The following is a 24,980-nucleotide window of genomic DNA, read 5'->3' as shown; positions in this document are numbered from 1 at the left end:
TGGTTATTATTAGGATTTCACGTATAGTTTTACCTTTGTTTGCAGTAAAGACAGGATACGCCCTATGAAGATTGCCGTCAGTAATGGCATAGAGTATGCGCTCAATTGTAACTACCGTTTGACCGATGTTCGTGGTACAGATTTTACCAATATTGCCGCCATTGTGGTGACAATGGAAGACATGCCTGTAGCATGGGCAGAAATTGAAGACTTGGGATTTAACATTCCTATTTTTGTGGCGATAAAATATGGATATAGCGTCCCTGATGAATGGCTACCGCATATCTATGGGGTACTAGAGCTTGCCGACGACCAAAAATATTATAATGGTCAACTGGTTAATGCTGCTGCGGCTCACTATATTGACACTTTAGACCCGCCATTTTTTCAGGCATTGCGTGAATATACCGATTACGGCAATGCTGCTTTTGATTGCCCTGGTCATCAAGGTGGACAGTTTTTCCGTCGCCACCCCTCAGGCAGACGCTTCTTTTTATATTTTGGTGAAACCCTATTTCGTGCAGATTCTTGTAATGCCGATGTGGGTTTGGGTGATTTACTGATTCACGAAGGCCCCGCTTACGAGGCGCAAGCGCACGCCGCCAAAGTATTTAATGCCGACAAGACTTATTTTGTATTAAATGGCACGTCGTCTTCTAATAAGATTGCCATTGGTGCGTTGGTAGCGCATGGGGATTTGGTGTTATTTGACCGCAACAATCATAAGTCAGTGTATCAAGGTGCGCTGAGTATGAGTGGTGGTACAGCCGTTTATCTTGAAACCGACCGCAACGCTTATGGCTTAATTGGCGGTATTGCAGCACACTGTTTTGATGAAGCCGTCATTCGTGAGCGTATCCGAGAAGTTGCCCCTGAGCGTGCTGATAACCAGCGTCCTTTTCGCCTTGCTGTGATTCAGCTTGGTACCTATGACGGTACGATTTATAATGCCCGTCAGGTGGTCGATAAAATTGGTCACTTGTGTGACTATATTTTATTTGATAGCGCATGGGTAGGTTATGAGCAGTTTATCCCGATGATGCGAGATTGCTCACCGCTACTACTTGAGCTTACGCCAGATGACCCTGGTATTTTGGTCACCCAATCGGTACACAAACAGCAGGCAGGATTTTCCCAAGCCTCACAAATTCACAAAAAAGACAATCATATTAGCGGGCAAGCTCGTTATGTCAGCCATAAACGCTTTAACAATGCCTTTATGATGCACGTGTCCACCAGTCCGTTTTATCCGTTGTTTGCCTCACTTGATGTCAATGCAAAAATGCACGAAGGCAAGGCAGGACAACGCATGTGGCATGAATGTATCATTGGTGGTATCGAAGCGCGTAAAATGCTGCTTGATACCTGTACCATGATTCAGCCGTTTGTACCGCCTACCATTGAAGGCAAGCCATGGCAAGATTATGACACTGAAACCATTGCCAATGACATTCGCTTTTTTGCCTTTGAGGCAGGCGCACGCTGGCATGATTTTGAATTGTATGAAAACAATCAATATTTTATTGACCCTTGTAAATTGCTGCTCACCACACCGGGTATCGACATGCAAACGGGTGAATATGAAGCCACAGGTATTCCTGCGGTTATTTTGGCGCATTATTTACGTGAAAGCTCGGTCATTCCCGAAAAAGCAGATTTAAACTCCATTTTATTTTTGCTCACCCCTGCCGAAACATTGGCAAAATTCCAACATTTGGTCGCCCGTATCGTGCGTTTTGAAGCGCATATCAAATCCAACAGTCCTGTGGCTGAAGTTTTGCCTAGTTTGGCAAAAGCCTATCCACAGTATCGTAAGCTAAAAATTGGTGAGTTGTGCCAACGCTTGCATAATTTTTATGCCAAACATCAGCTAAATAAACTGCAACAGCAAATGTTTGAATATGAGCAGCGTCCAAAACTTGCCATGCGTGCCTTTGATGCCCATAATGCGTTTATCCGTAATGAAATTGAGCTGGTGCCAATCAGTCGCATTCAAGGTCGCATTGCCATGGAGGGTGCATTGCCCTACCCACCAGGCGTTTATTGTATTGTACCCGGTGAGATTTGGGGCGGCGCAGTACTTGAGTATTTCTTGGCACTACAAGAAGGGGTCAATAGTTTACCGGGATTTGAGCCAGAGGTTCAAGGAGTGTATTGGGAGATAGATGAGCAAGGGCGCAAAGTGGCTTATGCCTATGTACTAAAAGATAGCAATGCTACTGAGGATACTCAAGGTACTGCTGTCGGTAAAAACGTGGTACAAAATGATGATGAAGCGCAAGATATCCTTCATAATGCGCTATCACCGTTTGGGCAGTTGTAGCTTATAAACCCTTCCCCTTTTTTAAGAGGACGGCACTAAAAAGCACCTGATTAGGATTGAACAGGTGCTTTTTCACGCAGCTCGTTGCGCAAAATTTTACCTACCGTAGATTTTGGTAACTCATCACAAAATTCAATATGCCGAGGACATTTATAACCAGTTAAATTCTCTTTACAATACGCAACCAGTTCTTCCTTACTAAGGCTGGCATCTGATTTAACCACAAAGGCTTTAACCGCTTGTCCACGTTTGCTATCTTCGATACCCACCACCGCACATTCCTCAACTTTTGGGTGCATACCCACCACGCCTTCCACTTCATTGGGAAAGACATTAAAACCACTGACAATCAGCATGTCTTTTTTACGGTCAAACAATGTCACATAACCATCTTTTTGAATGGCCCCCACATCTCCCGTCTTTAAATAGCCATCATCAGTAAAATAGTCTGAATTATCAATATGATGATAGCCGATGGAGACATTATCACCTTTAATACATATCTCACCTTGTTCACCAATGGGTACTTCATTACCATCATCATCACGAATGCTAAAATCCACACCCGGTAGCGGCATACCCACTTTACCAGTAAAATCACCCCCTGCAATCACAGGATTCAGCGTTCCCACTGCCACCGTTTCAGTCATACCCCAGCCTTGGACTAATGCTGTACCCGTCATATCAATCCATTTTTGTGAGGTTGCTGGCGTGGCTGCCATACCACCAGACATAGATAGTACCAGATGCTTAAAATCCACCGTATCAATATTAGGGTGGCTGATAAGCCCTTGATATAAAGTGTTGACCGCAGGAATGATATGAAAAGGACGAGCGGCTAAAGTTTTTACAAAGCCATCTAAATCACGCGGATTGGTAATAAAGGTAAAATGATGTCCTGTCCGAATACCAAGCATCACTACCATAAAGGCATAAAAATGATACATAGGTAGCGCTATAATGGTATTTATCAAGGTATCTTTGGGCATTTTTTCATAAGTTGGTGCAAGCCATGCATCAAATTGTAGTGTTCCTGAAATGACATTTTGATGACTTAACAACACACCTTTGGCAATCCCTGTTGTGCCACCTGTATATTGGATAAAACCCAAATCTTCAATATGTTGAATGGGACGTGAATAAGGTAATTTTTTGCCTGTTGCCAGCACAGATTTAAAATCAGTCAAGGTATATTGGCTATTGGTTTGCAAATGATGTGTGGGAATGGATTTTTTGACATGCTTTGCCATGATATTCACTATCGTGCCTTTAACCATGCCCAGCATATCGCCAATTTTACTGACAACCACAGTGTTTATTTTAGTCTCAGCAATGATTTTTTCTAGTGTCTTACAAAATGGTTCAAGAATAAAAATAATAGATGCTTCGGTATCATTAAGTTGATGCTTTAGCTCTCTTGGTGTATACATGGGATTAATGGAAGAAACAATAAAACCTGCACGGATAATGGCAATGACTACTGGCATATACTGATTCACATTTGGCATCATCAGTGCCACGGTGTCACCTTTTACCAGCCCTCGGCTTTGCAACCAAGCGCTAATATGATGAGAGATTTCCTCAATCTGCTCATAAGTATAAGTCACCCCCATATTTGAACTAAACTCCCGTTTGCTGTAGAGGGCAAAGTTTTCATCAAAAAATTGGGTTAATGAATTGTATTCATTATTAGCCACCGTCTCTACCACACCTTCAGGATAGTTTTTTGTCCAAAATTTTTCCATGTGCTTATGTTCCTTTTTTAGCCACCACTTTATTATTCTTATTTGCTATCTGCCATCGTTATTATTTGCCAACCTGACGTGGCTTGATACGCATCTTGATGGGCAAACAATGGGTGTGCTCTTGCCTCATCTAAATTGAGTACTGGAGTCACACACACATCGGCATCAGCAAATTTTTCTTGCCAATACGATAATGGCTGGCTGGCAAATGTTTGTGCCACTTTTTGTGCCGTCTCAAGACTGGCGTCCATATTGGGTAGCACACCTCGTTGCCAGTGTTGATTTTTAAGCTTGGGCAACCTAAGCACTTCACACAATCCTTGCCAAAATTTCAGCTCCAGTGAACCAACTGCCATATAACGGTTGTCGGCGGTTTTATATAACCGATAACAGGGCAGTACTCCCCCTAAAAAATCTTGCTGTGGTTGTGGTTGACAGCCTGTCATTGATTTTACCAGTTCACCTGTGGCTTTTGGCATTACCATGTGATGATATAAACTGTGCGTCATACTTACTGCAATGTGTCGCCCTTGCCCAGTGCGCTGCGCGGCAAAAACGGCTGCCAATAAAGCAATCACTGCGGTATCACTACCACCTGCCAAATCAGCAAATTGAATGTTTGGCATCGCTTGTATGCCATCAGATGTTTTGAGTTGATCCAAGACACCACTCATCGCCATAAAGTTGATATCATGACCTGCTTTGCTTGTCCACTCATTAGCGTTATCGCCATGTTGTGAGCTTGGTACACCATAACCAGTGATAGAGACCATCACCAGTTTTGGGTTAATAGCATGTAAGGCTTTGGCATCTAGCCCCATACCATCTAGTACATCAGGACGAAAACTATCAAGCATCACATCAGCATCTTTGATATGCGCTTTGATGGTTTCAATGCCTTGAGGGTCTCTAAAATCAACCTTTTTAGTTGTTTTACCATGATTAAGCGCATCAAATATACTGCCAAATGCACGTGCAGGATCACCATTTTTTGGTTCAATTTTAATGATTTCTGCCCCCAAATCTGCTAATAATCTGGTGGCAAAAGGACCGGGTAAATTACGGGTTAAATCAACCACCCGCAATCCTGTAAGACAATCTTGCATATTAGTTAACATCTGATTATTTAGCTTATTCATCATCGACAAATACCTCCCCTTTTTCTGCTTTTTCTATGATGATGCTGGCAGGCTCAAAACGCTCACCATATTTTTTTGCTAATACACGGCTACGCTCTACAAACTTATCTGCTCCCATGGCATTAATAAATTGCAATGTACCGCCATGCTGTGGGGCAAAGCCCCAGCCAAATATTGAGCCAATATTGGTATCAGACACTGAGCGTACGACATTCTCTTCATAGCATTTTGCCGACTCATTGGCTTGAATAAATAGCAAACGGTCAATCAAATCTTGTTGCGGTGGCTGCTTATCTTTGGTTGGGAATAAATTGGTTAGCTGTGCCCATAAATGTTTTTCGCCATTTTCTGGGTAGTCATAAAAGCCTTTACCCATTTTTTTACCTTCACGACCATGCTCTTCACCAACCACTTTTAGTACCTCATAAGAGGGGTGCACGATTACTGGTTTGCCCTCAGCCTGCATATCACGATTATTTTGCTCGGTGATATGACGTACTAGACTGAGTGATACTTCATCTTGCAATGCAAGTGGCGGCATTGGCATACCTGCTTTTAAACCAGCGACTTCGATACTACGAGGGTGGATACCCTCTGCTAACATGGCAATGCCTTCTGAGACATAGGTAGCAAACACACGTGAGGTATAAAAACCACGACTATCATTAACCACAATCGGTGTTTTGTTAATTTGCAGCACATAATCAAAGGCTTTGGCTAATGTCTCATCATCGGTTTGTTTACCCATGATAATCTCAACCAAAGGCATTTTATCTACAGGTGAAAAAAAATGCAGACCGATAAATTGGTTTGGGCGGGTGCTAACTGTTGCCAAGCTTGTGATGGGTAAGGTTGAGGTGTTGGAAGCATATATCGCAGATTCAGGGATAACCGCTTCACTTTGATGGGTACAGTCCGCTTTGATTTCACGGTCTTCAAATACCGCTTCAATCACCAAATCACAGTCTTTTAAATCATCATAAGAGATTGTTGGTTTAATTAAATCCAGCAGTGTTTGTTTTTTCTCTACAGTCGAGTGCCCACGGCTAATGGCTTTATCTAGCAGTTTAACTGAATAGCCTTTGCCTTTTTTGGCAGATTCAATGTCTCTATCTAATAACACCACTTCAATACCTGCTTTGGCAGTGACATAAGCAATACCTGCCCCCATCATGCCTGCCCCAAGTACTGCTACTTTGTGTACTTGTTTACGCGCAAAACCTTCAGGGCGTGATTGACCTTTTTTGATTTTATTAAGCTGTTTCCATAAGGTGTTAATCATATTATTTGCCTCTTGTGATAACGCACAAGTGGCAAAATAACGGGATTCAATTTGCAGTCCAGTATCTATATCGACCAGACAGCCTTCATATACACACGACATAATATGGGTGATGGCAGGATAGTTGCCATGTGATTTTTGATTTGCCATTGCTGGCGCGATAGAAAATATTTGTACTACTTTTGGGTGCTTGCTATCGCCACCTAAGATTTTAAATCCTTTTTTATCCCAAGGTTGCTGTGCCTTGGGATTGGTTTTGATCCATGCTTTAGCTTTTGCAAGCAAATCCTCTTTATCACTGGCGATGTCATCAATCATACCAATCGCTTTTGCTGCATCAGGACGCAGCTCTTTACCTTGCGTCATCAGCTCTAAGGCTTTTTGAATACCGAGCAAACGTGGCAGCCGTTGTGTCCCACCGCCACCAGGCAGCAAGCCAAGTTTTACTTCAGGCAGTCCCAATTTGGTTTTGGGTGAATCTATGACAATACGGTGATGACATGCCAAAGCAATCTCAAGACCACCACCTAATGCTGTGCCCGTAATAGCAGCAACCACAGGTTTGCCAGCAGTTTCTAATTTACGCAGACTGCCCTTTAAATCTTCCACCAACTCAAACGCCTGCTCATAAGTATTGATATCGCCCAATGCATCAATATCCGCACCAACAATAAATGTCTCTTTGCCCGAAGTTAAAATTAAGCCTGTGGCTTTATCATCATTAACAAAGCCATCAGTTAACTTTGCAAATGATTGATTAAAACCATCACCAATGACATTCATTTTACGATCACTTTGATTAATAGTTACAGTTACGATGCCATCACTATCACGCTCAGCCGAAAAATTCGCCAAATCATTTATGATCTTTATGCTATCTACACTATCTACGTTATCTGTTGTCATGTTATATTCCTTTATCCCTTATCTCTTAATGTTCTTTAGAAAAAATAGCCACTTAAACACGTTCAATAATAGTCGCAATACCCATACCTGCACCCACACATAACGTAATCATGGCAGTGTTTAGATTTCGACGCTCTAGCTCATCTAGTGCAGTCATTAATAAGATTGAACCAGTTGCTCCCAGTGGATGACCCATCGCAATCGCACCGCCATTAACATTGACAATATCAAGCGCTACGCCAAAATCACGTGCCGTTTTTAAAGGTACGGCAGCAAAGGCTTCATTAATTTCCCACAAATCAATATCAGAAGCTTGCATACCAGCTTTATCTAACGCTTTTTGGCAGGCAGGCGTAGGGCCAGTCAACATAATGGTTGGCTCAGAACCAATCACCGCTGCCATGGTTACTTTTGCTCGAGGTTTTAGCCCTGCTTTTTCTCCTGCTGCTTTACTACCGAGTAAACACAGTGCTGAGCCATCAACAATACCCGATGAATTACCCGCATGGTGAACATGATTTACTTTTTCGATGGTGGTATATTTATCTAAAATAACGCTATCAAAGCCCATTGTGCCGACCATAGCAAATGAAGGGTTTAATTCAGCGAGGATTTCTACATTGGTATTTGGGCGAATGGTTTCATCTTTATCAAGCAGCAACATACCATTCATATCCGTCACAGGCACAACAGACTTATCAAAATAGCCTTTTTCCCATGCCGTAGCTGCACGCCGATGTGACTCAGTGGCAAACGCATCAACATCTTGACGGCTAAAACCTGCTAGCGTTGCTATTGTATCTGCCCCCACACCTTGTGGTACAAACTGTGTCGCTTGATTTACCCGAGGGTCCATATACCATGCACCACCATCAGAACCCATTGGTAAGCGGCTCATCGACTCCACCCCACCAGCAACAACCATCTCTTCCATACCAGACATAATCTTTGCAGCGGCTAAATTAACCGACTCCAGTCCAGAGGCACAAAAACGAGACAAAGTAACCCCTGCAACTGTCTGATGCCAACCTGCATCTAATATGGCAACCCGAGCAAGGTCAGAGCCTTGTTCACCAATAGGCGTGACACAGCCAAGCACAAAATCATCGACCAAACTGGTATCAAGATTATTACGCTGTTGTAGTTGTTGTAGCAATGTACGCACCAACCATATTGGCGTGGCTTGATACAAAGAACCGTCTTTTTTGCCTTTGCCACGAGGGGTACGTACGGTGTCATAAATATAGGCTGTTTGAGTCATAAAAAAATCCTTTTTATCTTTTATAGAAGAGCCATGCTAGAAGAAATATGTTAGCAAGGCTATTAAAGCGTATCTCTAAAAATAGAACAGGGTGATGATGAGATGCGACTACATAAAGCGTGATGCCAACTCTTTCATAATTTCGTTAGTACCGCCATAAATTTTTTGTACTCGTGCATCAGCGTATAAGCGTGAGATTGGGTATTCTTTCATATAACCATAACCACCAAATAACTGTAAACACTCATCTAACACCTCACACTGCTTTTGGGTGACATAATATTTAATCAATGACGCTTGTGGTACAGTTAGTTTATTTTGCATAATCGCCTCAATAGCAGCATCGGTCATACTACGGCAAGCCAGATAATCAGCATAACATTCGGCTAACTTAAAGCGGGTATTTTGAAACTTAAAGATGGGCTTACCAAACGCCTGCCGCTCTTTGGTATAGTTAACCGTCAAATCAATACCCAGCTTCATCGCACCCACACCCGTCAAAGCAATAATTAGCCGTTCACGAGGAAGCTCTTGCATCAATTGCATAAAGCCCATACCTTCGACACTACCGAGTAGATTTTTTTGTGGTACACGCATATTATTAAAAAATAGCTCAGACGTATCTTGTGCAGACAACCCAATTTTATCTAGATTGCGCCCACGCTCAAATCCTTCGGTCTTATCGGTCTCGACCACAATAAGAGAAATTCCTTGTGCGCCCTTATCTTTGTCTGTTTTACAGGCAATAATCACAAGATTGGCAAGCTGCCCATTGGTAATAAAAGTTTTTGAACCATTGATGATATAGTCATCACCCTCTTTTATCGCTGTGGTTTTGATATTTTGTAAATCTGACCCCGTACTTGGCTCAGTCATGGCAATCGCAGAGATATATTCCGCCGTTGCCATTTTTGGCAACCATGCTTTTTTTTGTTCTTCCGTTCCATGATTAAGGATATAAGGAGCAACGATGCCTGAATGAATCAAACCACCAAAACCCGACTGATTTGCTTCAGCTTGTGCATAAATCAGGACGGCTTCATGACCAAAATCACCACCAGCCCCGCCATATTCCTCTGGTATTGACGCACATAAAAATCCCATCTCCCCTGCTTCTTCCCATGCTGCACGGTCTAATACTCCATTGGTAAGCCATTTTTCTTCGTACTGCTCCCAGCTTTTAAACATTTTTAATGCACTGTCATACAACATCTCATGCTCTTGTGTCATCCAATTTGATTTAAAATGCTCAATACTCATTGTGTCTATCCTTAAACAGGGTGGTTGCTGTGATGAAATAACGAAAAAGAAATTGCAGATTTTATGCAAATTAGAGTTGCTTAATAAGGGTAATTTATATTACTATTACCATCTTTTTAACTGAAATTTTGCAAAAAAATCATCTGATAAAAACCATAGTGGCAAAAAAAATCAATGCCTGCAACCTATACTAATATAATAGTAATGAAAATTACTGTTTACTGGATTAAATTTTGATAATGATGTATAAAGACGGATAAATTCGCTTATCAAATAAATCAGCAAAAAGGATTGTAAAATAATATGAGTACAAACACCCATACTCATAACGAGAGTAATTTGGCCAATCAAAAAAGCAGTGATTCATATCATGATAGCCAAAAGATACCCACGCAAAAATTAGAGTTAAAACCACTGTCTGCTATGCGTACCTCGACATTAGATAAAATCGAAAAAGCAGTGATTCAACTTTTTGCAGGACACGATGCCAATGAAGTAACCATGATGCAAATCGCCACAGCAGCAAATGTTTCTTTACAGACTTTATATAAGTATTTTGGTGATAAACAAACGGTTATCTATACCATACTCGACCGAGTGCTGGCGCGTCTTGCTGCCCGTATGATTGACCATCTGCAAGGTATTGACAGTGTGCAAGATAGACTACGCAAAACGCTTTGGGTATGTTTTGATTTTGTAGATAATCATCCTGACGCAGTAATGGTATTGTCCACTGCTGTGCCGGTATCACGTTATCGTAATATTGCCATTTATGAAAATGAAGAGTTGCTTAGTGCCTTATTAACGGTACTTTCAGATGGGCAGCAACGGCATGTGCTTAACGATGATGTGCCGTTATACATCTTATTAGATGTGTTTATGGGTTTTATTAGTCGTTTGGGATTGATGCATATCATTCGACAAAAATCTGAGCCGATGACGGCTGATTTTGATGTGTTATTTAAAATGTTATGGCGGGCGATTTCTAAACCTGAGTCAGGGGTTTGTTGAGTTTTCATTAACAGGTTTAAGTTGTTTATATTTTTTGTTTTTTACTAAAAAATCCTTGTTATTTATTTGATAAGGGTTTTTTCTTTTTTTTGGGTTCTTTTTGTTTTAAATATTATTTTTTTTGCTTAGGCTATTTTATATTTTACCCCTTCCTAATTTAGCGATGCAAGACGAAAAGCTATGCTTATAGTACAAAACATGGGAGGGGGTATATGATTTTAGAAAATAAAGTTGAGAGTGGAACTCTAAATGGTTTAATAATTGAGAGCTACTTATTTATCAGCACCGCCTGTCATCGCTTTAATCTTCCGAATGTTTTCTATGGTTCGATTGTTTCTTCTAATATTCTCTCTTCTCTGAGCAATTTCCTCTTCGTTTCTTCTAGTAATCTCTTCGTTTCTTCTAATATTCTCTCTTCTTTGAGCAATTTCTTCTTCGTTTCTTCTAATATGCTCTCTTCTCTGAGCAATATTCTCTCTTCTTTGAGCAATATTCTCTCTTCTTTGAGCAATTTCTTCTAACATGCTTTGTTCAATAGCTTCTGCATGTGCTATATATTCTTGATAAATCACATCTGATTGGCTGTCTTTAACATTGACAAAGCCCGTTGCAATTTGTGCCTGCTGTGCTGCATTTAATATATTTTGTTTGTAAAAATGACCAGAGACTTCCCCACGTACCCGCTCATTTAGTGCCAATATCGACCCTCTTAACATCTCTTCATCGCTATAGTTAGGGCTCACTGCTCTAACAGCATCTGCATAAATATTCATAAATTGCTGAGTAAATAGCGGATAATGCTCAGCCGTGTATAAATAGACCGCTCGTGCTTCCATCTCGGTTGGGTCATTGGTATCTGGTAACGAATCTACCTGCTGTTGTGCCGTTTGCAAAATTTGCTGCGCTTTGGCAGTATCTATCACCACGCTTGCGCTACCAAACTCAATAGCCTCTGCTTGAGCAGGTAATGCAGTCAAGCTAAGCGGCAATAATAGCAGCCAACCTGCTCTTTGATGACAGCTATCAAAAAACGTATTAAAAAAATTATGGGTAGTCATGATAATTATCCTCATTTTTTTGGGGTATTTTTTAAATTATGGTTTAGTAACTTTCACTCAAGCCCACAGCTTCGTAAAATAAACGGTACTAAAAAATCCAATGCTCGCTGCTTATCTTGCTCATCATACGCTTTTTTGTCTATTAAACCCAAAATTTCTGTTTCAAATTCAGCATAACGTTGTTAATGCTTATACGACGCGATAAAAATTCAAAAAATTAGAAGTTTTATTTTATTGCATAATCCACATCCAGCTTAATAAGATGGCAAATGAGCTAAGTGCGGTTGGAATACCATATTTTGCAAACTCAGCAAAACTAATTTTGATACCAAAGTTAGCAGCATATTGCACCACAACAATATTTGCCATACTACCAATTAACAGCATATTACCCGCAAAAGAGTTTGACAATGCCAGTGCATAACCATTCACAGGGTTGCTAAAGTCGGTGACATTGACCAATAGCATCACTGCTGCTGAATTATTAATTAAGTTGCTCAATACGCCACTGGTAATAGCAAGAGTAAATGGATTATCTAAATTAATATGGTGGTGCGTTAAGACCCCTACCCCTTGCTGTGCCAATCCAGATTGATGAAAAGCACCAACCACCACAAACAGTCCTGTAAAAAGCAATAGTAACTGCCAGTCCACCCCTTGTAATACCTGCTTACTACTCAAACGGTGGCTACATAATAATATCCCTGCCATCGTTAACGCTGCCAGATAGTGTGGTATATCGGTAAAAAACAAACATACAATAATAGCTAAAGCTCCAAGACCTTTGATTGTCCGCCATGTATTAAATGGCATATCATCAGTGATGCTATGGCTGGGTGTTTTGCCTTCTGGTAGATGAAACTGCTTGCGTCCCAAAAAATATACCACACCATAAGCTGCTGCCATTGCTAAGCATACTGGTGTTGCTACCCACGCCATATATGCTCCAAAATCAAGGTGTGCAAGTTGCCCTACCAAGACATTTTGTGCATTACCAATGGTGGTTAATGTGCAACCAATATTGCTGGCAAGAGCAAGTGCTATCAAAAAAGGCACAGGATTGTAACCTTTGTTGAGGGTGGCTTGGGCAACTACAGGTGCAAAGGCAAAGCAAACCACATCATTATTTAAAAAGGCAGCTAAAAATCCTGATGCAACCATCAATATGGCAAGGAAAACCGCAGGTTTATCCAAATATTGTGCAATAAAAATGGCAATTCGATGATAAAAGCCAGCCAGTCGTAATTGTGAAGCAATCACCATTAAAGAAAATAATAAAATCATTGAAGACGCACTGATACTATCAACTGCTTGTTTTAAGCTAACACTGCCAACCGCCAGCATGGCAATGCTACCCAGTAAAATAATACCTGTCCTATCAAGCGCCAAACCATAAATGCGCCCAATAGCAATACCAAGATAAGTCAAACAGAAGATAACCAATGTGGTCATTTGCAAGGTATGTGGGGCAAGATGAACAATGGCATCCATATTGTTATGTCCTAAGTTTAAATCTTATTAAAAAATGACTTGATAAAGAATAGCGATATTGAATAATATTATAGTTATATTAAAACCTATTTTTTATAGTCATTGATGATTGTTATTATCAATATAAATAAATTGAGTTTATTAGGCTAATTGTATTACTGGCGATAGTAACGCAGTCTTTTAGTTCTAAAATAATCTAAAATAAAATAAACTGAAAAGACATCTCCAGTCAATTCTAATAATATATTCATCATAAAATAATACATAATTTTGTATGACAATATAAAAATATAGCATGCTTATACTTTATTAATACATAATAAGGAGAAGATAATGGATGATGTAAAACAACAAAAAAAAACTCCTGATGCTACTAAAGCTTCAACCTCACTTGACCTTGAAAAAGCCCCCATTGATGCTGTCATTAGCAAGCTAAATACCAATCCTGAGCAAGGGTTGACGGCAGCAGAAGCAAAACAGCGTCTGGATAAATATGGCTCAAATGCGTTAAGTGAAAAAGAAGAAAGTTTTGCTCATAAGTTGCTAAAACACTTTACTGGACCTATCGCTTATATGATTGAGGCAGCAGCGATTGTTTCAGCGCTTATTGGGCATTGGGAAGATTTTGCCATTATTACCACCTTGTTATTATTTAACGTTGCCATTGAAGTGTGGCAAGACCGCAAAGCCTCAAATGCACTATCTGCGCTAAAAAAAGGACTCGCACCTGAGGCAATAGCCAAACGTGATGGCAACTGGCAAAACATTGATGCTGCAACCTTAGTCCCGGGGGATATTGTCAAAATTCGTTTGGGTATGATTGTGCCTGCTGATATTCGTTTATTATCGGGAGATTTTGCCAGTATCGACCAAGCTGCCTTAACGGGTGAGTCTTTGCCTGTTAATAAAAAAGTGGGTGATGAGGCGTATTCAGGCAGCATCGTTAAGCAAGGTGAAATGGAAGCCGTGGTGATTGCCACAGGCTCAAATACCTTTTTTGGACGTACTGCCAAACTCGTTGCCAATGCAGGCTCTGCCAGCCATGCCCAAAAAGCGATGTTTCAAATTGGTAACTTCTTAATCATTATTGCGGTGATTTTGGCAACCATCATGGTCGCCTTCCGCCTATATCATGACATGGTGGTTACTCATACTTGGAGTATGCACGATGGACTGTCTATTTTGCAGTTTGTCTTGGTATTATTGGTTGCTTCAATTCCTGTGGCAATGCCGACTGTCTTTTCCATTACCCTTGCCTTAGGGGCATTGGATTTATCCAAACAAAAAGCGATTGTGTCAAAATTATCTGCCATCGAAGAGATGGCAGGGGTGGATATTTTATGCTCTGATAAAACCGGCACATTGACCAAAAATCAACTCAAACTTGGTACACCTGTACTCATCGCTGGCAAGGACGCACAAGATTGTATCCTTGCAGGGGCATTAGCCTCACGTAGTGAAGACCATGATGCCATTGATACGGCGGTGATTGATGCACTTAGCGATACCAATGCCACCAAAGCCTACACCGTACAAAAATTCACCCCATTTGACCCTGTAGGCAAACGCAGTGAGGCGATTATCACTGACTCAGCAGGCAAGCAATTTATGGTCAGTAAAGGGGCGCCACAAGTAATGGTGGATTTGGCAAAACCTGCTCAAGAGGTGGTTGATAAGGTCAATCAAACGGTCAGTGAGCTTGCTGCCAAAGGCTCTCGGGCGTTGGGTGTGGCACGCTCAGAAGATGGCGGAAAAACGTGGTCATTACTGGGTATTTTACCGATGTTTGACCCACCACGTGATGACTCTAAAGCCACTATTGAATCCGCAAATGCCAAAGGCGTGAAGGTAAAAATGATTACAGGTGATGATACTGCCATTGCCATCGAAACTGCCCGCCAGCTTGGCATGGGAACAAATATCTTTACTGCCTCAGATGTATTCCCCAAAGACATGGACCCTGATAATGTTCCTAAAGCCATTGCTGACCAAATCGAGGCAGCAGATGGCTTTGCTCGTGTGTTTCCTGAACACAAATATGCCATCGTTAAAGCACTGCAACAGCGCGGGCATATCGTTGCCATGACAGGTGATGGGGTCAATGATGCCCCTGCATTAAAGCAAGCCAACTGTGGAACGGCTGTATCAGGAGCTACAGATGCTGCACGTGGGGCGGCTGCCTTAATTTTGACCGCACCGGGGCTATCAGTGATTAATACTGCCATTAATGAGGCGCGGCAAATTTTTGCTCGTATCACCAGTTACACCATTTATCGGGTTGCTTTGACCATGTCGATTATGTTTTTGGTGGTGATTTCGTCCATTTTTCTTAATTTCCAACCCTTAACTGCTGTGATGATTGTGGTTATTTCATTACTTGATGATGTGCCGATTATGGCTATCGCCTATGACCACACGTCAATTAGCAAACAACCAATCCATTGGGAAATGAAAAAATTACTGCCCTTATCAGGCATTATCGGCTTTTTTTCAGTCATTCAATCGGTGGTATTGCTGGTCTTTGGCTTTAATGCTTTACATCACCCAGATACTTACTCATGGTTTAGTGTTGCTAATGAAGCAGAGCTGCAAACCATCATGTTTTTACAGTTGGTTACTGGTGGGCATTTATTGCTATTTATCACCCGCTCTGAAGGCTGGTTTTTTCAGCGTCCTTACCCTGCTGGTATCTTATTTGGAGCAATCGCTGTTACCCAAGTTATCGCTATTGTCATGTGTGGTTTTGGCTGGTTTATTAAAGCCATCTCTTGGGAAATGGTCGCCCTTGTCTGTTTATACGATGTTATCTGGATGTTTATCATTGATGCCATTCGTCAAGTATCAGATAAAATGATTAATCATCGCAGTGAGCAACATAAAAAAAGTATTGCTACGGTGAACACACCGCTAAACCCTGCCACAAAAATCTAAATTGAAAACCTTAACGCTTAATAACAGTAATAATAACAAAAGGAATATAAACCATGAGTAAAGATAATAACTATCAAAATTACCAAGTAAAACAAGGTAAAAAACTCAAGCTTAGCGATATTGACCCCAGTGATACAGGCGGCTATAGTGAAAAAAAAGCGTTAGAGAAAACAGCAGACTACTGCAAAAAATTGGCAAAATGGCAAAGCAAACTTTATGCTGAAAAAAAGCAATCGTTACTGATTGTTTTGCAAGCATTGGACGCTGGAGGCAAAGATGGTACGGTCAATCATGTCATCAATGCCCTAAATCCACAAGGGGCAAAAGTGACAGGCTTTAAACAGCCTACTGCTGAAGAATTGGCACACGACTTTTTATGGCGGATACACCCACATACACCTGCACATGGGGAAATTGCGGTGTTTAATCGCTCACATTATGAAGATGTATTAGTGACTCGAGTGCATAAAATTATCGACATGCCAACCTGTAAAGCTCGCTATCAACGTATCAAAGAGTTTGAAACATTGCTCACCGATAATAATACCAAAGTGGTCAAATTCTTTTTGCATATCAGCAAAGACGAACAGCTTAACCGCTTTGCTGAGCGTCTTGATAATCCTGCCAAAAACTGGAAAATCAGCGACTCGGATTATAGCGAGCGTCTATTGTGGGACGATTACACACAAGCCTTTGAAGACGCACTGTCAGCGACTTCTACCAAAGATGCTCCGTGGTATGTTATCCCTGCCAATAATAAATGGTATCGCAACCTTGTGGTGTCACAAATCCTTGCTGATACATTAAAAGCCATGCACCCACAATATCCACAGCCTAGCGTGGACTTGGATAAAATCCGCCAAGAATATCATCAGGCAAAAGTAACTGAGGATAAAAAATAAAAATAGCATCTTAAAAGTTATAATAAGTCAGCCTAAAATCACATAGATTAATCTTAGTTCAGGATAAGAAACATCAGTATTTTAGGCTAAACTTAAGATGATTAAAGACTACAAATTATAAGCCTCTTGGAATTTGGGCTAAAATTTGTATAGCTTATCTAGTTTGCTAGAGTATTTGAGTAGTTAAAAATAAAATAATCTAAAATCAAATATTTAAAATGACTCTTATCCTAAACTCAGCTTAATACTGTGATAGATTTAACCGCTACTCAAGCCCACAGCCTCGTAAAATGAACGGTACTAAAAAATCCAATGCCCGCTGCTTATCTTGCTCATCATACGCTTTTTTGTCTATTAAACCCAAAATTTCTGTTTCAAATTCAGCATAACGCTGCGTGCTTGCCCACAACAAAAATAATAACTGTAATGGGTCGGCAATACTGATTTTTCCTTGACGGTGCCATGCCTGCATCACTTCCACTTTATCTGCCGCCCAAGCCTTCATGGTTGTCGCCATAAAATCTTGTAGATGTGGTGCGCCATTGATAACTTCTAAGGCAAATAGCTTATGGCGATTGGGGTGCGTAAACGCTTGCTCAAGTTTGACATGGATAAACTGGGTAATCACCACTTTGGGGTCACTATCAGCAGTCATATTTACCAAGCCTTCATTCCATTCATCAATGATGGTAGTTAATACTGACCGATACAGGTTTTTTTTACTTTTAAAATAGTAATGAACATTTGCCTTAGGCAGCCCTGCCCTATCGGCAATGCCTTGCATGGTCGCACCTTTATAACCTTGTTTAATAAATTCATGCTCAGCAGCAGCTAGTATTTGCTGTTGGTTTTGCTCACGAATTTGTTGTTGACTGCGATGTGTGTTCATATTTTAGGCTTTATCAAGAGTTGAATTAATGGATAAGGTCAATGGTTATAGTTTTGCTTAGGCTATTTTTAATGGGTTAGGTCAAACTAGAATACAATTTATTAGCCAATAATAGCCTAAAATTAAATATTTTTCATAAAATAGTTGACCAAATGGTCAGGTTTTTGCAAAATAGGTTATCTTTTATCCGTTATGATGGAATCTATTGTGAACCTAAACCAGTTTAACCAGTTATCCGCCGATGATGCCACAAAACAGCTGTTAACCTGCTGTACCAGTGAAAATTGGGCAACACAGCTTGCCAGCCAACGTCCTTTTGCTGACCTCGACTCCCTGTTAAGCAGCAGCGATAAGATTTGGCAGTCCATGCAAGAGGCGGATTTATTACAAGCGTTTGAAGGACACCCACAGATTGGCAATGTGGCAACGTTAAAAGAAAAATATCGCAACACCCAAGCCAGTGCAGCGCATGAGCAATCAGGGGCAAATAATGCCGATGATGCCACTTTGCAAGCCCTAGCCGATGGCAATCAAGCCTATTTGGATAAGTTTGGTTTTATTTTTATTGTGTTTGCCACAGGCAAGTCAGCACAGCAAATGCTCGATTTGCTACAAGCTCGCCTGCCTAATAGCCGTCAGCAGGAGCTACAAAATGCCGCTGCTGAGCAAAATAAGGTTACGCGTTTACGTTTAACTAAGCTTATTACAAATTAATAGTTTCATAACTACTGTTATCTTTAACACCACATTTAACATAAAGGAAGCCACCATGACCGACCATACGTCAGCCACCTTATCCTCGCATATTTTAGACACCCACCTTGGCAAACCTGCCGCAAATATTGCCGTCACTTTACACAAAGTTGACGCTAATAACGACACCACCCTACTGGCAAACGGTACTACCAATGATGATGGACGTGTCACCCCTGACAGTTGGCAGTTTGTCAGTGATATTGATAGCAAACTTAGCACTGGACGCTATACCCTTACTTTTGATACCCAAGCCTATTTTGATGCACAACACTTAACTGCCTTTTATCCACAAGTCATCATTGATTTTGTGGTTTCTGATAGCAGTCATTATCATGTGCCATTACTATTAAGCGCACATGGTTATAGCACCTATCGCGGCTCGTAAATATTTGATTAATTTGTGATTTGGTGCAAAGTTGTTGTTAATTGCAGGTAAGTTAGTGGAAGCAACCTTTAGTTGCTTAGGCTATTTTTAATTATTTGTTTTAACCACTCACCAAACATAACCTCTTACTTTATATTTATTTATATTAAAAAATAGTTAAAATTTAGCAAAAGGACAGTGGCAACATGGGTGCGTATTTACTTGATTGGTTTCAGTTATTTTTTCGATGGTTTCATGTCATCACAGGGATTGCATGGATTGGGGCATCGTTTTATTTTGTTTGGCTCGATTTAAGCCTAGAAAAACCACCAAAATGGAAGCAAGATAAAGGTATTTCTGGGGATTTGTGGGCAGTACATGGTGGTGGTTTTTATGAAATTGCCAAATACAAGCTTGAGCCAGAAAAAATGCCGACAACACTGCATTGGTTTAAATGGGAAGCCTACACCACTTGGCTGACGGGTATGACCATGCTAACGCTGGTATACTATTTTAATGCCCAAGCCTATTTGATTGACCCCAGCAAAGTTGCCTTTAGCTCCACTTCTGTAGCGGTTGCCACCAGTTTGCTGTTTTTGTTTGGCAATTATTTTACTTACGAAGCCATTGTGCGTAGCCGTCTGGGTAAAAATGCGCTGATTTTTAGTGTGCTGATTTTTATCTTAATGGTATTTGATAGCTGGCTGGCTTATCAATTATTTAGCTCTCGTGCTGCTTATATCCATGTGGGTGCAATCTTGGGTACGATTATGGCAGGTAATGTGTTTTTTGGCATCATGCCAGCCCAACGTGCCTTGGTGCAGTGTGTGCGTGATGGCAAAAAACCGGGCAAAGAAGTTGCCGAATTGGCACTACAAGCCAAAAACCGCTCATTGATGAATAACTACTTTACCCTACCACTAATCTTTATCATGATTAGTAACCACTATCCGATGACTTATTCACATAAGCATGGCTGGTTGGTGTTGGTATTTATCGGTATCATTACTGCAACGGTGCGTCATTACTTTAACCTCAAACATCGTGGCTTTAAACGTCCTCGTTATTTGGTGATTCCTGCCATTTTGACCGTATTTTTGATTATTTGGATGCGTCCTGAGCCAGTCGAGGCAGTTGCTGCTGCGCCAGTACAAACTACCTCTACTGAAGCAGCACCCAACCCAACAGACCCACATGACCATGAACAGCCAACCACTCAAACCAATGCTAATAGTACCAACGATGATACAGCAGCTCAAACCACAGAAAATACAGAAGTAGCGACGACTGACAATCAAGCAGAAGCCACATCAGCAGATGCAAGCGAGGCAATTTTGGCAATCGTGCATCAGCGTTGTAGCACGTGTCATTCTGCACAGCCTACCCAAGCAGGCTTTAACGCCCCACCACAAGGTATTATTTTGCAAACGGTGGAAGATTTAAAAACCCACAAAGCCAAAATTGTACCTGCGGTACAAACCAAGTATATGCCATTGGGTAATTTAACCCAAATGACTGATAGTGAAAGACAGCAGTTGGTGGCGTATGTATCGGGGTTGTAAAATACAGTACAGTATCATTACTGTATCGCTGTCATAATCGTTATAAACATTAAAAATGAATAAAGGGTCAAAAAAATTTGCGCCATTTGATGTGATATTTGTTAATGTTTGGTTATGATTATTAAGACCATCATTAACTATTTTTTATAGGAGTACCAACCATGAGGGAACATGACCCACATCATTCACATCATCTAGATGTCCACAACACCCAATCCAGACTTTACAATGAAGACTTAGCACCACTTAAAGAAAATGAGCGCAGTTGGGGCTGGTTTGAGATTTTTAATGTCTGGTCAAATGACATTCAAAGTTTATTTGGTTATACCTTAGCTGCCTCGTTATTTTTGACCTATGGGTTAAGTGGTTGGTGGGTGATGCTTGCCATCATTGTTGCAGGCTTTGTGGTAATGCTAATGGTCAATCTAACAGGGCGACCCAGTGTCAAATATGGCATTCCTTTTCCTGTGTTAATTCGTGCCAGCTTGGGGGTGAATGGTGCAAACCTGCCAGCAGTATTACGGGCAATTATTGGTATTTTTTGGTATGGGGTACAGACTTACTTTGCCTCAACTGCTGTAACTATTTTGCTTAACATTATCTTTGGTGAAGTAGAAGGCAGCTTTTTGGGGCTAACCACAACCGCATGGATTGCTTTTATTATGGTTTGGCTGTTTCAGCTAATGTTATTTTGGTTTGGTATTGAACCCATCAAGCGTTTTTTAAACTGGGCAGGACCTTTGGTTTATGTCGTTATGATTGTGTTGATGGGTATGATTTGGTATCAAGCAGGGGACGCCTTATTACCTGCCATTGACAGCATATTTTCAGCAGATAATAATTATGATGGTAGTCCATTTTTTGCCTTTACTGCGATTGTCGGTACGATGGTGGCATACTTTGCAGCAGTGGTGATTAACTTTGGCGATTTTTCACGTTTTTTACGCAGTGAACGAGATATGAAACTGGGTAATTTAATCGGCTTACCCATTAATATGGCATTTTTCTCATTTATTGCCTTAGTGATTACCGCAGGCACATTGGTACTTTTTAATGAGGCGATGACCAATCCATCAGATATTGTTGACCGTGTCGACACTTTGCCATTGACCATTGTCGCTGCCCTTACCTTTTTTGCCGCAACGGTTGGCATTAATATGGTTGCCAACTTTATTCCACCTGCGTATGATTTGGCAAACTTATTCCCCAAGCATATCAGCTTTCGTAAAGGTGGCATTATTACCGCCATAATTGCCTTTTTTGTAGGAGCATTGTGGCTCTCTTTTATCAGTCAAATTGGTATCGTTGGCTTTGTCAATGCTGTTGGTGCAGTGATTGCCCCATTCTTTGGGATTTTAGTTGCTGACTATTATTTGATTAAAAAACAACAGCTTGATGTTAATGAGTTATTTAATGACAGCCCAACTGGTACCTATTATTATCATAAAGGCTGGAACATTAATGCAGTCATTGCCTTTGTTTTAGGTGGTATCTTTTCTATTGCCACCGTATTAGTGCCTGCTCTATCTAAGCTTGAAGGCTATGGATTTTTACTAGGCGCAATACTAGGCGGCTTTTTCTACTGGTTATTGATGAAAAAACAATCATAAGGGTTTGTAAAGTTAATAAATAACCCAAAACTTGGAGTATAAAATGAGCAATACCTCTCAATCGCAACAAACCACACAGGTCAATGATATTTTTGACCATGCCAGCTACCCTCGTGATATGAAAGGCTATGCTGGCAACCCACCCAAAGCCAACTGGAAAGGTGGGGCAAAAATCGCGGTACAATTTGTGCTCAATATCGAAGAAGGAGCAGAAAACAGCGTTATTCATGGCGATGGACAATCAGAACGCTTTTTATCGGATATTCTTGGCACACCAGAGTTTAACAACCGCCACCAATCCATCGAATCGGCGTTTGAATATGGCAGCCGAGTCGGGGTTTGGCGAGTGCTCGACGTATTTAAAGAATACGGCTTACCACTGACTACCTTTACCTGTGCTGCTGCGGCGCAAAAATCACCGCACATTATTGAGCGAGTATTAGAAGACGGTCATGAAATCGCCAGTCATGGCTTGCGTTGGATAACGTATCAATATATGTATCGGGAAACCGAACGTCAGCACATCGAGCAAGCAACGCAAATCTTTAAAGACATGCTCGGTTGGCAACCTGTCGGTTGGTATACAGGACGTGACAGCCCCAACACTCGTGAGCTAGTCGTTGAGCAAGGTGGCTACACTTATGACAGCGACTCGTATGCCGATGAACTACCTTACTGGGTCAACGTCAAAACCTCAAAACAAACGAGCGAGGGTGAGCTTATCGTCCGTAAACCACATTTGGTTATCCCCTACTCGCTAGAAACCAATGACATGCGCTTTGCCTCAAGCCCCGGCTATACCAATGCTGAACCTTTTTACCAATATCTCAAAGACAGCTTTGATACCCTATATGAAGAAGGCGAACACACACCCAAAATGCTGTCTATCGGCTTACATTGCCGTATGATTGGGCGGGCAGGACGTATTGTCGCTCTGAAAAAATTCTTGCAATACATCACCAGTAAACCTGACGTTTGGGTGTGTCGCCGTGATGAGATTGCCAAGCATTGGTATGAAAACCACCCTGTCACTGCGGACAATACCGTCGATTGGTTGTAATCTCTATAACTTATTCTTAGCAATGTTCTAACAGGATAACCCCCTCCTAGCCTCCTCCCTGAGAGGCGTTAAAAAATTGCACTGCAATTTTAGCCTCGCAAGGGAATTTCTTTAAATAGAAATTCCTAAAAGGAGGGGAAATAGCTCCCTCCCCCTTTGGGGGAGGGTTAGGGAGGGGGTAGCATACTTTTTACAATACGAACAAACCACCTTAGCCAAACTTTCCAAAATATATGACAAAGGAAACAAAATGAGCCATAGTAATCAACAAGTTGGACAACATATCGTTGCAGACAACCTACCTGAAACCCTACCCGCTTTTAGCAAAAAAACCAATGTTGCCGATAGCCGTCTGGGTGCAAAAGCCCTATTTGCCACCGATGACTTTTTTGCCCCCAAAGAGCGTATTTTAAGCCCTGATATTCCGACCTTTATCGTTGGTAAATTTGATGATAACGGCAAATGGATGGACGGTTGGGAAACTCGCCGTAAACGTCATCTGGGTTATGATTATCTGGTCATCGAGTTGGCACGTCCGACCCATATTGCAGGGCTAGATATTGATACCAGCCACTTTACGGGTAACTACCCCTCTTCTGCCAGTGTTGACGCCCTCTCTGCCCCTGAACTTCGTGGTAACAGTAAAGCGGACAGCTTTAATAAAGACGACTGGGACAGCCAAGATTGGCAAACGCTACTTGATATGACTGCCCTACAAGGCAATAGCCATCACTTTTTACCTTGTCAATCTGAGCAAGTCATCACTCATTTACGCCTAAACATCTATCCTGATGGCGGTATCGCTCGCCTACGTGTGTATGGTGATATTGTCTTTGCTCAAGATGATGCCAATAACAATGGGGCGAATGACAAAGGTCAAATCGACCTAGTCGGTGCGTTAAATGGTGGACGAGCCATCGCTTGTAATGACGCTCACTTTGGGGCGGTAGAAAACCTATTGCTACCCAACAAAGCACCAAACATGGGCGAAGGTTGGGAAACTCGCCGTCGTCGTGAACCCGGTAACGACTGGTGTATCATTGCTTTGGGACAGGCAGGTATTGTCGAAAATATCGAAATTGATACCGCTTATTTTAAAGGTAACTTCCCTGATAAAGTATCTATTCAAGCGGTCTATGCTCCAAATACCCCTGACGCTACCTTAGTCACCCAAAGTATGTTTTGGCAAACACTGCTAGAGCCACAATCACTATCAGCCGATAATGTGCATGAATTTGACCAAATCGCTGACTGGGCAAAAGACACTGCCATTACCCATATTCGAGTAAATATTTTCCCAGATGGTGGTATCAGCCGAGTACGTTTATTTGGTAAAGTGGTTGGTGAAGCTAAGTGATAAAGTAAACGGATAGTTTTTTATACTACTGTTAATTTTTCAAAGTTTTATACCCCAACCCTCCCCCTAACCC

At 41.3% G+C, this 24,980-nt stretch carries 18 protein-coding genes; 10 read left to right on the top strand and 8 right to left on the bottom strand.

Annotated elements, in window-relative coordinates:
- Positions 1-64 precede the first annotated feature (64 nt).
- Positions 65-2,323, top strand: a complete 2,259-nt coding sequence (locus FHK89_RS14085) for an ornithine decarboxylase (protein ID WP_268993035.1) — start codon at positions 65-67, stop codon at positions 2,321-2,323.
- Positions 2,324-2,373: 50 nt separating this feature from the next.
- On the opposite strand, the gene FHK89_RS14080 is transcribed toward FHK89_RS14085, so the two are convergent.
- From FHK89_RS14080 to FHK89_RS14060, 5 genes are all read right to left on the bottom strand, one after another.
- Positions 2,374-4,068, bottom strand: a complete 1,695-nt coding sequence (locus FHK89_RS14080) for an AMP-binding protein (RefSeq protein WP_230661580.1) — start codon at positions 4,066-4,068, stop codon at positions 2,374-2,376.
- 38 nt (positions 4,069-4,106) lie between these two features.
- On the bottom strand, positions 4,107-5,210 hold the full coding sequence (locus tag FHK89_RS14075; RefSeq protein ID WP_230661578.1) for a CaiB/BaiF CoA transferase family protein: 1,104 nt from the start codon (positions 5,208-5,210) through the stop codon (positions 4,107-4,109).
- Positions 5,200-7,344, bottom strand: coding sequence for a 3-hydroxyacyl-CoA dehydrogenase NAD-binding domain-containing protein (locus tag FHK89_RS14070; RefSeq protein ID WP_442966609.1), 2,145 nt, complete (start codon positions 7,342-7,344; stop codon positions 5,200-5,202). Before FHK89_RS14070 ends, FHK89_RS14075 begins: the two co-directional genes overlap by 11 nt.
- 103 nt (positions 7,345-7,447) lie before the next feature.
- Positions 7,448-8,656: an acetyl-CoA C-acetyltransferase gene (locus FHK89_RS14065; RefSeq protein ID WP_230661574.1), complete on the bottom strand. Its 1,209-nt coding sequence runs from the start codon at positions 8,654-8,656 to the stop codon at positions 7,448-7,450.
- Between the two features lie 108 nt (positions 8,657-8,764).
- Positions 8,765-9,916 carry an acyl-CoA dehydrogenase family protein gene (locus FHK89_RS14060; protein ID WP_230661572.1) on the bottom strand — a complete coding sequence of 384 codons (1,152 nt, stop codon included), beginning with the start codon at positions 9,914-9,916 and terminating at the stop codon, positions 8,765-8,767.
- A 303-nt stretch (positions 9,917-10,219) separates the two neighbouring features.
- Here FHK89_RS14060 and FHK89_RS14055 point away from each other — a divergent pair, with 303 nt between their 5' ends.
- Positions 10,220-10,927, top strand: a complete 708-nt coding sequence (locus FHK89_RS14055) for a TetR/AcrR family transcriptional regulator (RefSeq protein ID WP_230661570.1) — start codon at positions 10,220-10,222, stop codon at positions 10,925-10,927.
- Between the two features lie 272 nt (positions 10,928-11,199).
- Here the strand turns inward: FHK89_RS14055 and FHK89_RS14050 are convergent, their stop codons facing one another.
- Both FHK89_RS14050 and FHK89_RS14045 read right to left on the bottom strand, forming a co-directional pair.
- Positions 11,200-11,985 carry an Atg14 domain-containing protein gene (locus tag FHK89_RS14050; RefSeq protein ID WP_230661568.1) on the bottom strand — a complete coding sequence of 262 codons (786 nt, stop codon included), beginning with the start codon at positions 11,983-11,985 and terminating at the stop codon, positions 11,200-11,202.
- Positions 11,986-12,216: 231 nt separating this feature from the next.
- On the bottom strand, positions 12,217-13,476 hold the full coding sequence (locus FHK89_RS14045) for an SLC13 family permease (protein ID WP_230661566.1): 1,260 nt from the start codon (positions 13,474-13,476) through the stop codon (positions 12,217-12,219).
- A 333-nt stretch (positions 13,477-13,809) separates the two neighbouring features.
- Between FHK89_RS14045 and FHK89_RS14040 the strand changes: the two genes are divergently transcribed.
- Both FHK89_RS14040 and FHK89_RS14035 read left to right on the top strand, forming a co-directional pair.
- Complete coding sequence (locus FHK89_RS14040; protein WP_230661564.1) at positions 13,810-16,407, top strand: plasma-membrane proton-efflux P-type ATPase; 2,598 nt, start codon at positions 13,810-13,812, stop codon at positions 16,405-16,407.
- 53 nt (positions 16,408-16,460) lie between these two features.
- A complete protein-coding gene (locus FHK89_RS14035; protein ID WP_230661562.1) occupies positions 16,461-17,309 on the top strand; it encodes a polyphosphate kinase 2 family protein in 849 nt (282 codons plus the stop codon).
- Positions 17,310-17,574: 265 nt separating this feature from the next.
- Here the strand turns inward: FHK89_RS14035 and FHK89_RS14030 are convergent, their stop codons facing one another.
- Complete coding sequence (locus tag FHK89_RS14030) at positions 17,575-18,198, bottom strand: TetR/AcrR family transcriptional regulator (RefSeq protein WP_230661560.1); 624 nt, start codon at positions 18,196-18,198, stop codon at positions 17,575-17,577.
- Positions 18,199-18,390: 192 nt separating this feature from the next.
- Here FHK89_RS14030 and uraD point away from each other — a divergent pair, with 192 nt between their 5' ends.
- The 6 genes from uraD (at position 18,391) to alc (ending at position 24,907) form a co-directional block, all read left to right on the top strand.
- Positions 18,391-18,912, top strand: coding sequence for a 2-oxo-4-hydroxy-4-carboxy-5-ureidoimidazoline decarboxylase (uraD, locus tag FHK89_RS14025; protein WP_329958713.1), 522 nt, complete (start codon positions 18,391-18,393; stop codon positions 18,910-18,912).
- 55 nt (positions 18,913-18,967) lie between these two features.
- Positions 18,968-19,339: a hydroxyisourate hydrolase gene (uraH, locus tag FHK89_RS14020; protein WP_230661556.1), complete on the top strand. Its 372-nt coding sequence runs from the start codon at positions 18,968-18,970 to the stop codon at positions 19,337-19,339.
- A 185-nt stretch (positions 19,340-19,524) separates the two neighbouring features.
- Positions 19,525-20,880, top strand: coding sequence for a urate hydroxylase PuuD (locus FHK89_RS14015; protein WP_230661549.1), 1,356 nt, complete (start codon positions 19,525-19,527; stop codon positions 20,878-20,880).
- Positions 20,881-21,041: 161 nt separating this feature from the next.
- Positions 21,042-22,490: an NCS1 family nucleobase:cation symporter-1 gene (locus tag FHK89_RS14010; RefSeq protein ID WP_230661547.1), complete on the top strand. Its 1,449-nt coding sequence runs from the start codon at positions 21,042-21,044 to the stop codon at positions 22,488-22,490.
- 43 nt (positions 22,491-22,533) lie between these two features.
- Positions 22,534-23,550 (top strand): allantoinase PuuE, encoded by a 1,017-nt coding sequence (gene puuE / locus FHK89_RS14005; RefSeq protein ID WP_230661545.1) that lies wholly within the window; start codon positions 22,534-22,536, stop codon positions 23,548-23,550.
- Between the two features lie 250 nt (positions 23,551-23,800).
- Positions 23,801-24,907 (top strand): allantoicase, encoded by a 1,107-nt coding sequence (alc, locus tag FHK89_RS14000; RefSeq protein WP_230661542.1) that lies wholly within the window; start codon positions 23,801-23,803, stop codon positions 24,905-24,907.
- Positions 24,908-24,980 lie beyond the last annotated feature (73 nt).

It is taken from the genome of Psychrobacter sp. I-STPA10 (genome assembly GCF_021012795.1).
GTDB lineage: Bacteria > Pseudomonadota > Gammaproteobacteria > Pseudomonadales > Moraxellaceae > Psychrobacter.
This window is presented reverse-complemented; position numbering and strand designations above follow the sequence as displayed.

Bases quoted from the DNA above. Each gene is read 5' to 3' on its own strand.
- FHK89_RS14085 (WP_268993035.1), top strand. From the start codon at position 65: ATGAAGATTGCCGTCAGTAATGGCATAGAGTATGCGCTCAATTGTAAC.
- FHK89_RS14080 (WP_230661580.1), bottom strand. From the start codon at position 4,068: ATGGAAAAATTTTGGACAAAAAACTATCCTGAAGGTGTGGTAGAGACG.
- FHK89_RS14075 (WP_230661578.1), bottom strand. From the start codon at position 5,210: ATGATGAATAAGCTAAATAATCAGATGTTAACTAATATGCAAGATTGT.
- FHK89_RS14065 (WP_230661574.1), bottom strand. From the start codon at position 8,656: ATGACTCAAACAGCCTATATTTATGACACCGTACGTACCCCTCGTGGC.
- FHK89_RS14060 (WP_230661572.1), bottom strand. From the start codon at position 9,916: ATGAGTATTGAGCATTTTAAATCAAATTGGATGACACAAGAGCATGAG.
- FHK89_RS14055 (WP_230661570.1), top strand. From the start codon at position 10,220: ATGAGTACAAACACCCATACTCATAACGAGAGTAATTTGGCCAATCAA.
- FHK89_RS14050 (WP_230661568.1), bottom strand. From the start codon at position 11,985: ATGACTACCCATAATTTTTTTAATACGTTTTTTGATAGCTGTCATCAA.
- FHK89_RS14045 (WP_230661566.1), bottom strand. From the start codon at position 13,476: ATGGATGCCATTGTTCATCTTGCCCCACATACCTTGCAAATGACCACA.
- FHK89_RS14040 (WP_230661564.1), top strand. From the start codon at position 13,810: ATGGATGATGTAAAACAACAAAAAAAAACTCCTGATGCTACTAAAGCT.
- FHK89_RS14035 (WP_230661562.1), top strand. From the start codon at position 16,461: ATGAGTAAAGATAATAACTATCAAAATTACCAAGTAAAACAAGGTAAA.
- FHK89_RS14030 (WP_230661560.1), bottom strand. From the start codon at position 18,198: ATGAACACACATCGCAGTCAACAACAAATTCGTGAGCAAAACCAACAG.
- uraD (WP_329958713.1), top strand. From the start codon at position 18,391: ATGATGGAATCTATTGTGAACCTAAACCAGTTTAACCAGTTATCCGCC.
- uraH (WP_230661556.1), top strand. From the start codon at position 18,968: ATGACCGACCATACGTCAGCCACCTTATCCTCGCATATTTTAGACACC.
- FHK89_RS14015 (WP_230661549.1), top strand. From the start codon at position 19,525: ATGGGTGCGTATTTACTTGATTGGTTTCAGTTATTTTTTCGATGGTTT.
- FHK89_RS14010 (WP_230661547.1), top strand. From the start codon at position 21,042: ATGAGGGAACATGACCCACATCATTCACATCATCTAGATGTCCACAAC.
- puuE (WP_230661545.1), top strand. From the start codon at position 22,534: ATGAGCAATACCTCTCAATCGCAACAAACCACACAGGTCAATGATATT.
- alc (WP_230661542.1), top strand. From the start codon at position 23,801: ATGAGCCATAGTAATCAACAAGTTGGACAACATATCGTTGCAGACAAC.